The organism is Streptomyces mayonensis (genome assembly GCF_018982965.1).
GTDB lineage: Bacteria > Actinomycetota > Actinomycetes > Streptomycetales > Streptomycetaceae > Streptomyces > Streptomyces mayonensis.
Genome location: NZ_JACBYP010000198.1, coordinates 1 through 8,209, shown reverse-complemented (window position 1 = coordinate 8,209; position 8,209 = coordinate 1). Strand labels below are relative to the sequence as shown.

6 protein-coding genes are annotated in these 8,209 nt (G+C 74.9%); 4 read left to right on the top strand and 2 right to left on the bottom strand.

The genetic code is table 11. The features are described from left to right. Positions 1 to 637 (bottom strand): TerD family protein (locus HZS56_RS36620; protein ID WP_253915489.1); only part of this gene is annotated, 637 nt, incomplete at its 3' end. Positions 638 to 932: 295 nt separating this feature from the next. Here HZS56_RS36620 and HZS56_RS36615 point away from each other — a divergent pair. From HZS56_RS36615 to HZS56_RS36600, 4 genes are all read left to right on the top strand, one after another. Continuing rightward, positions 933 to 1,376, top strand: coding sequence for a DUF6643 family protein (locus HZS56_RS36615; RefSeq protein WP_216725127.1), 444 nt, complete (start codon positions 933 to 935; stop codon positions 1,374 to 1,376). 42 nt (positions 1,377 to 1,418) lie between these two features. Continuing rightward, positions 1,419 to 2,246, top strand: coding sequence for an MOSC domain-containing protein (locus HZS56_RS36610; protein WP_216725126.1), 828 nt, complete (start codon positions 1,419 to 1,421; stop codon positions 2,244 to 2,246). A 217-nt stretch (positions 2,247 to 2,463) separates the two neighbouring features. Continuing rightward, complete coding sequence (locus HZS56_RS36605) at positions 2,464 to 3,069, top strand: Rv1733c family protein (RefSeq protein WP_216725125.1); 606 nt, start codon at positions 2,464 to 2,466, stop codon at positions 3,067 to 3,069. 109 nt (positions 3,070 to 3,178) lie between these two features. Beyond that, the gene (locus HZS56_RS36600) at positions 3,179 to 5,617 is read left to right on the top strand and encodes a right-handed parallel beta-helix repeat-containing protein (protein ID WP_216725124.1); all 2,439 of its coding nucleotides are present in this window, start codon (positions 3,179 to 3,181) and stop codon (positions 5,615 to 5,617) included. A gap of 22 nt (positions 5,618 to 5,639) precedes the next feature. Here HZS56_RS36600 and HZS56_RS36595 read toward each other — a convergent pair whose 3' ends face one another. Further along, on the bottom strand, positions 5,640 to 8,033 hold the full coding sequence (locus tag HZS56_RS36595) for a hypothetical protein (RefSeq protein ID WP_216725128.1): 2,394 nt from the start codon (positions 8,031 to 8,033) through the stop codon (positions 5,640 to 5,642). Positions 8,034 to 8,209 lie beyond the last annotated feature (176 nt).

Here is an 8,209-nt window from a genome sequence, read left to right as displayed (position 1 = left end):
TGACGCCCCGGGGGGCATCCCGCGGGCCCCCCGGGCCGGTGCCTCCCCGGCTCCGGCCCCCGGGGGGGGGGGCCCCCGCCGGGGGTGCCGGCGGGGCGGTGGGCGGTGCCGCCTGCTGCGGCTCGTCCACCGAGATGCCGTAGTCCGTGGCCAGTCCCTCGAGCCCGCTGTCGTACCCCTGGCCGACGGCACGGAACTTCCAGGCGCCCTGGCGGCGGTAGAACTCGCCGAGCACGAACGCCGTCTCGACGGTGGCGCCGGGGTTGTCGAAGCGGGCCACCACGGTGTGCTGCGCCGCGTCGCGGACCTCGATGCCGAGATCGGGCACCTGCCCGAACGGTCCGCCGTCCGAGGACGCGGCGAGGATCACGGTCTCGATCGCGGGCTCCACGCGCGCGAGGTCGACGTACAGGCTGTCGGTGACCCGTCCGCCCGTGTCCTGCTTGCCCTCGTGCCGGACGGCGCCGGAGGAGTGCGCGGCCTGGTTGTAGAAGACGAAGTCGCCGTCGGACCGCACCTTCCCGTTCACCAGGAGGAGGGCCGAGGCGTCCGCGTCGGGCACTCCGGGGCCGGACCGCCAGCCCAGTTCGACCCGCAGCGCCGTCGTGGGCACCGGGGTGTTCGATCCTTTCGACATTGACATGTCCGCCCCCATCACGTGTCACCTGGCCGGGCCGTGTCCCGGCGAATCGTCGAGTTCTCCCCACCCAACCTATTCCCCCGGACGTGCGCGGCTCGCGAGGAGAGTGCCGGAACGCGCGGTCAACCGCCGGTAACCCGCCCGGAACTCGGCCTTTACCGGAAAAATGAATGGCGTGACGCCCTATTTTCCCACGTTCGCTCGCATTGGGGGCTCCAGGTCACCGAGGACACGGAAAACAACCTTCTTATCGGTCTCCCCAACCAGCACATCGTGGGCTTAACTTATGGCCATGACCTCCCCCCGCTCCACTTATGGCGGCGGCTACTACTCCGCCTCCTTCCCGGACACCCCGATCTACGACTCGCTCGTGGCCGAACGGGGCACACCGCAGATCGCCCCGATCCGGGTCCCCGCCGCGTACGACATGCCGAGCAGCAGCCATCTGCCCGCACTGCCGTCCGCCCTGCCCGCGCTCCCGGCGGGCCCCTCGCAGCCCTCCTACGGCTATCCGCAGCAGGCGCCGCAGCCCGCGCCGCTGCAGCAGGCGCCCGCCGCGTACATCCCGCAGCAGGCGGGTGCGCCCCGCGGATACCCCGGGCCCCAGCAGCCGCAGCAGCCCCGCCCGGCCGCGCCCGGCCCCGCGGGGTACGAGGCGATGCGCCCGGCGGCTCCCCGTCCGGCCCCCGCGCCGTACCAGGACCCGTACGGCCAGCAGCAGTACCGGGGCTACTGAGCCGTTCCCCGGGTTGTCGGTGCCGCCTGGCACGATGACCTCATGGGTAACGCGCGCCTTCAGTCGGTTCACGTCCATCCGGTCAAGGCGTTCCGGAGCCTGTCACTCCGGGAGGTCGTGGTGGAGCCCTGGGGGCCGGCCGGAGACCGCCGCTGGATGCTGGTCGACGACGGGGGAAAGGTCGTCACGCAACGCGGGAGGCCGCGCCTCGCCCTGGCCGCCGCCGAGTTGCTGCCCGGCGGTGGCGTCCGGCTGTCCGCACCCGGGGCGCGGCCGCTCACGGTGCCGGTGCCGCGCGGGGCGGGCACCGTGCCGGTCAGGCTCTTCCGGGACAAGGTCGACGTGGTCCCCGCGGACGACGCGGCGGCCCACGCCTGGTGCAGCGCCCTCGTCGGGGCGGAGGTACGACTGGTGCACCTGGACGATCCCGCCACGCGCCGGCCGGTGGACCCGGAGTACGCACGAGGGGGCGAGACGGTCTCCCTCGCCGACGGCTTTCCGCTGCTGCTGACGACGACGGCGTCGCTCGACGCCCTCAACTCCCTGATCGCGGACGGCGGTCACGCCGCCGAGGGCCCGCTGCCGATGAACAGGTTCCGGCCGAACGTCGTCGTGTCCGGCACCGAACCGTGGGCGGAGGACGGCTGGTCGCGCATCTCTGTCGGGGAGGTCGCCTTCCGCGTCGCCAAACCCTGCGGGCGGTGCGTCGTGACCACCACCGACCAGGGCACCGCCCGGCGCGGCGCGGAGCCCCTGCACAGCCTCGGCAGGCACCGGGTCGTCGACGGCAGGCTGGCCTTCGGGCAGAACCTGGTCCCGCTCGGCCGCGGCACGGTCCGGGTGGGCGACCCGGTGCGGATCCTCGACTGATGCGAACGAACGGGGAGCCTCGCCCGAAGGGCCGGAAAGGCCGGAACGGCCCGAACGGTCCGGCGCCGTCCGGGGTTTGGATCCGCGCCGTTCCGCGATCGTTTCCGGACACCGGCGGGCGGCCGGGAACCCGGTGGGCGGTCGGCTCGTTGGGTGGTGGATGAGAGATTCATGAGAAACCGGCCGGGGGCGGGCCGAGCGGGAAGGGGGTGCGGACGTGCGGGCGGTCGCGGGTCTCTGGCGCTGGCGGCACAACCCGCTGTGCCGTGCGACCGATCTGGCCGAGGCGTGGGTGGCCCTGGCCGGTCTGCTGCTGATCCTGTCCGTGGCACCGCTGACCGGTGTCCTCGTGGGCGGTGTCGCGCAGGACGCCCTGCAGCAGTCGGTGCGCGAACAGCACGATTCCCGGCACCGGGTGACGGCCACCGTCGTCCGCCCGCTCGAGCGTTCGCCGGTCGTGGCCGACCCGGAGGGCGCCGCGGGCGGGGACCGGCGCAGCCGCGTCCTCGCGGAGTGGACCTCCCCGGACGGCACCCGGCACGAGGGAACCCTCCTCGCGGCCCTGGACGACCCGGGCTCCGGGGACCGGTTCACGACATGGACCGACGAGCAGGGCCACGCGGTGGCCCGTCCGCTGGACTCGGCGACCGCGGCCACGCACGCGGTTCTCGCCGGTTTCGGTGCCGCGGCGGCGACCGCGCTCCTGGTCGAGACCGGCCGGCGGATCACCGTCTGGCGCATGGTCCGCCGGCGGTACGCCCGCCTGGAACAGGAGTGGGACCGGGCGGGCCCCGACTGGGGCAGGACCGGCGCGGGCAGTTGACGGGCTTCGGCCTCCGGTCAACTCACCGCCTGTGCGCACGCTACGGTGGACCGGCCGAACACCGATCGGCGACGACCCGCGTACGACGAGGTGGGGGCACAGCAACGCCATGGCACAGGGCACGGTCCAGGTGACGCACACCGGCACCTCGCGGTGGCGGCGCCGCACGGGGGAGTACGCATCGCTGGCCGCGGCCCTGGAGGCCGCGGCGGACGGGGACGTCCTCACCGTCGCCGCCGGAACCTACCGGGAGAACCTCGTCGTCCAGCGGGCGGTGACCCTGCGCGGCCCCGAGGGCGCCCAGGGCTCGGTGCGGATCGCGCCCGCCGACGGGGTCCCGCTGACCGTGCGCGCCTCGGCGGTGGTCCAGGACCTGCACGTGGAGGGCCAGGACGCGGCGGCCCCCGCGGTGCTCGTCGAGGACGGCACGGCGGAGCTGCTGGGCCTGCGGGTGGTGGCGCGGTCCGCGTCCGGGATAGAGGTGCGCGGCCCCGCGCGGCCGACCGTGCGGCGCTGCGTCGTCGACAACCCGGCCGGCGTCGGCATCGCCGTCCTGGACGGCGGGGGCGGCGTGTTCGAGGAGTGCGAGGTCGTCTCGGCCGGTCAGGCGGGTGTCGCGGTGCGCTCCGGCGCCCATCCCCGCCTCGACCGCTGCCGCGTGCACCACGCCGCGGGCTCCGGACTGACGGCGACGGGCGAGGGCTCCGCGCTGGAGGCCGTCGGCTGCGAGGTCTACGAGGTGCGGGGCAGCGGGGTGCAGGTGACCGGCCGGGCCAGCGCGCACCTGACCGACTGCGACGTGCACCGCACCACCGGCGACGGCGTCACCCTGGACACGGACGCCGTCCTCACCCTCGCCGACTGCCGCATCCACGACATCCCGGAGAACGCGGTCGACCTGCGTTCCCGTTCCGTCCTCACCCTGACCCGCACCAGCGTGCGCCAGTTCGGGCGCAACGGCCTGTCGGTGTGGGACCCGGGCACCCGGGTGGACGCCAACCAGTGCGAGATCTTCGACAGCACCGGCGACTACCCGGCCGTCTGGGTCAGCGACGGAGCGACCGCCGTGCTCGACTCCTGCCGGGTGCACGACGTGCCGGACGCGCTGTTCGTCCTGGACCGCGGCTCGCGCGCGGACGTCGTCGACAGCGACCTCTCGCAGGTCCGCAACACCGCCGTGTCGGTGAGCGACGGCGCCACCGCGCAGCTCGACGACTGCCGCATCCGGGACGCCGCCACCGGCGCGTGGTTCCGCGACCACGGCAGCGGCGGCACCCTGAACAACTGCACCCTGGACGGCAACCGCACGGGTGTGATCGTCACCAAGGGCGCCGACCCCACCATCGAGCGCTGCACGGTCGACTCCCCGTCGGAGGCCGGTGTCTACGTGTCGGCGGGCGGCCGCGGCAGCTTCCTGAACTGCCGGGTGACCGGCAGCGCCGGCTACGGCTTCCACGTGATCGACGGCTGCCGCACGACGCTCAGGAAGTGCCGCACGGAGCGCTGCGCGCGCGGGGGCTACGAGTTCGCGGAGGGCGGCCCCGACACGGCGTACGACTCCGGTCCGCTCGTCGAGGACTGCACCAGCGACGAGAGCACCGGCCTGACCGCGCCGGCCGCGCCGGAACCGGCCGTGCAGACGGCCACCCGCTCCCCCGGGCTGCTGGGCTCCATCCCCGGGCAGCGCACCACCGAGCAGGAGCCGCTGGTCGCGGCCGCCGCACCCGCGGAGCCGGCGCGGAACTCGAAGGCCGTGCTCGGCGAACTGGACGCCCTGGTCGGCCTGGAGAGCGTCAAGCGCGAGGTGCGGGCCCTGACCGACATGATCGAGGTGGGCCGGCGCCGGCAGCAGGCGGGCCTGAAGGCCGCCTCCGTCAAACGGCACCTGGTCTTCACCGGTTCCCCCGGCACCGGCAAGACGACGGTCGCCCGGCTGTACGGCGAGATACTCGCCTCCCTCGGCGTGCTGGACAAGGGGCACCTCGTCGAGGTCTCCCGGGTGGACCTGGTGGGCGAGCACATCGGCTCCACGGCGATCCGCACCCAGGAGGCGTTCCAGCGGGCGCTGGGCGGCGTGCTGTTCATCGACGAGGCGTACGCCCTCTCCCCCGAGGACGCGGGCCGGGACTTCGGCAAGGAGGCCATCGACACGCTGGTCAAGCTGATGGAGGACCAGCGGGACGCGGTCGTCGTGATCGTCGCGGGCTACACGGCCGAGATGGAGCGCTTCCTGTCCGTCAACCCGGGGGTGGCCTCCCGCTTCTCCCGGACCATCACGTTCGGCGACTACGGCCCCGGGGAGCTGCTGCGGATCGTCGAGCAGCAGGCCGACGAGCACGAGTACCGGCTGGCGCCGGGTACGGCCGGGGCACTGACCGAGTACTTCACCGCGCTCCCCAAGGGTCCGGCCTTCGGCAACGGCCGCACCGCCCGCCAGACCTTCGAGGCGATGGTCGAGCGCCACGCGAGCCGGGTCGCCCAGCTGGCCGACCCCAGCACGGACGACCTGACCCTGCTGTACCCGGACGACCTGCCACAACTGCCGTGACCGGCCCGGCACGCCCGGGTTCTCAGCAGCCCCCGGCCGGGTCGTCCCGTGCCGGGACGGGCGGCGCCGTGCCGTCGGTGTGACGGGGCGCCGGGACCTCGGCCTCGGGGCGGAGCCTCGCCAGCAGGCGGGCGCGTTCCTCGGCGAAGGCCGGGTCGGCCTGGTAGTCGGAGTGGCCGAGGATCGGCGCGGGCAGCGGATGCAGTTCGGTACGGCCGTACGTCAGCGGGTCCTTGAGCGGTGCGCGGTCCACCGCGGGGCCCGCGTCGCCCGGCAGCCGCATCGGGCCGCCGATGGGGTCGGTGCGCCGGTGGAGGTTGCGCCAGCAGTCGACCTCCTCGTGCAGCGAGGCGAGCGCCTCGGGCCCGAAGTGGGCCGGGAACCAGCGGCCGTACAGCCGCTCCAGCGGGGAGCCGTAGGTGAGCAGGGCGACCCTCTTGCGGGCCGTCGGCTCCAGTTGCCAGGACGCGGCGGCGGCGAGGACGCTGCCCTGCGAGTGCCCGGAGATGACCAGCCGCCCGCCGGTGGCGCGGGTCCACGTCGCCATCCGCCAGGTCAGGTCGGGCACCGCGCGCTCGGCGTAGCAGGGCGGCGCGAAGGGGTGGGCGGCCCGCGGCCAGAAGGTGCCGACGTCCCAGAGGATGCCGATGCTGCGCCGCGCGGAGGGGTCCTTGTAGGCGCGCCTGCCCCAGGTGACGAACAGTATGAAGCCGAGGCCGATGAGCCAGGAGCCCAGCGCCTGCGCGGTCTGCGCGGCGCCGTGCACGACGGCGTACGTCCCGCGCGCGGCCTCGCCGGGCACCTGGCCGGTCGTCAGGGCGCCCACGAGGGCTCCGGCGCCGAGGAGCAGGGTGGCGGCGGAGATGATGGCGACGATGAGGGGCGCGCGGTCGGTGAGGGTGGCCAGGGCGCGGGTGAGCGCGATGCGGCGGGTGCGTCCGGCGTCGCCGGTCTCTCCGGGGTGGTCGCGTTCCACGGCGTCCCGTTCGGCGCGGGCCAGGCGCCAGGTGTGCCGGGCGAACGCGGCGCACAGCAGCAGGACGACGACGAGCAGCGGCGGGATGACGGAGGCCTGCCAGGTCAGCAGGACGGGCGGACCGTCGATGAGGGCTCCGGTGCCGTCCATCCAATCCCCCACGCGCTGGGCGACGCCGCCGGACATCACGCCGCCGAGGGCGCAGGCGAGCAGGGCGACGGCGGGGCCGCCGAGGCCGCGGATCGCGGCGCGGGCGTCGGGCCGGCTGCGGTGCAGCAGGTGGGCGACGACGGCGAGGACGACGACCAGCAGGCCCTGCACCAGGGCGAGGGCGCCGAACGTCGTGTCCCCGGACAGCCGTCCGGCCGACGTCCAGCCCGGCCGGTTCCAGCCGCCGTACAGCAGGGCGAGGACGAACAGGAGGAGGGCGGCCAGCGGCAGCCGGCGTACGAGGCGCTCGTCGAGTTCCCGGTCGAGGCGGTTCTCGCTGCGGCCCCGGCGGCAGGTCACCGCGACCACGGCGACGGCCCCGGCGACGAGCGCGCCCTGCATCATCCAGCCCAGCAGGTCGAGCACCTCCGGCCCGCCCGGCCGGCGGTCGTGGCGGGCGGCGGGGACGCCGACGGCCGCGGCGACGGTCAGCAGGCCCGCGGCGGTGTGCGCGGCGCGCAGCCGGGCCACCAGCCGGCGCCCGTACCAGAACCCGGGCCTGCCGAGGGCCGCGGTGGGGCCGGAATCCACCTCGGTGTCGGTCTCGCGGCCCATCGGCTGCTGGGACTCGTACGCCCGCCAGGTGCGCAGCGACAGGTACCACAGCAGGCCGGTGAGCGCGGCGGGCACCGCGGCCGCCAGGGCGAGCCTGCGGCCGGGCGTGCTCCACCAGCCGCCGTCCGACATGACCGGCGAGAGGAAGCCCAGCCAGGAGTGCCGCTCGGCGCACGCGTGCGTGCCCGCGCACTGCCAGGCGACGAGGTCGAGCGCGACCTCGCAGGCCGCGGCGACCAGCAGCACCGTCAGGCTGACGCCCGCGAGCCGCAGCAGCAGCCCGTAGAGCCGGACCGTGCGGATCCGGCCGTCGACCGAGGGCCGCATCCAGTGGGCGAGGTTGACCACCATGAAGGGCAGGAGCAGCAGCCACAGGGCGCGGGTGCCGTTGCCGGAGGTGAGGTTGCACCAGACGTAGGCCTCGGGCACCGGGCGGCCCCGGTAGTCCTCGGGACGCGCCTCTGCGTCGGCGTCCTCGGTGCGCCGGTAGACGGCCGCGACGTGGTCGCCGGTGATCCGTACGGTGCGCGGGTCGTCCAGCATCTCGGCGGGCGTGGTGCCGCCCACCCCGTGCACCAGGAGTTCCAGGGCGGTGCCGGTCCGCCCGTCCGTCCCGTGCCGTGGCCCCGGGGTCTTCTGTCCGCCCGCCCCGGCCGGCTCCCGCTCCTGCTCCACCTGTCCGCACTCCCCCATGACGCTCCGTCGGCTGTGTCCGTGCGGGCACAAGGATCTCCGCTCGGCGGGCGTCGTACACCACTGGGCACGGAATCTCCCCGAACCGTGTGACCGAGGGGGCGGGCGGGGAGACCGGCGGGCGCGGCGGGAGGCGGAGGGAGTGGTGGCGCCAGGGG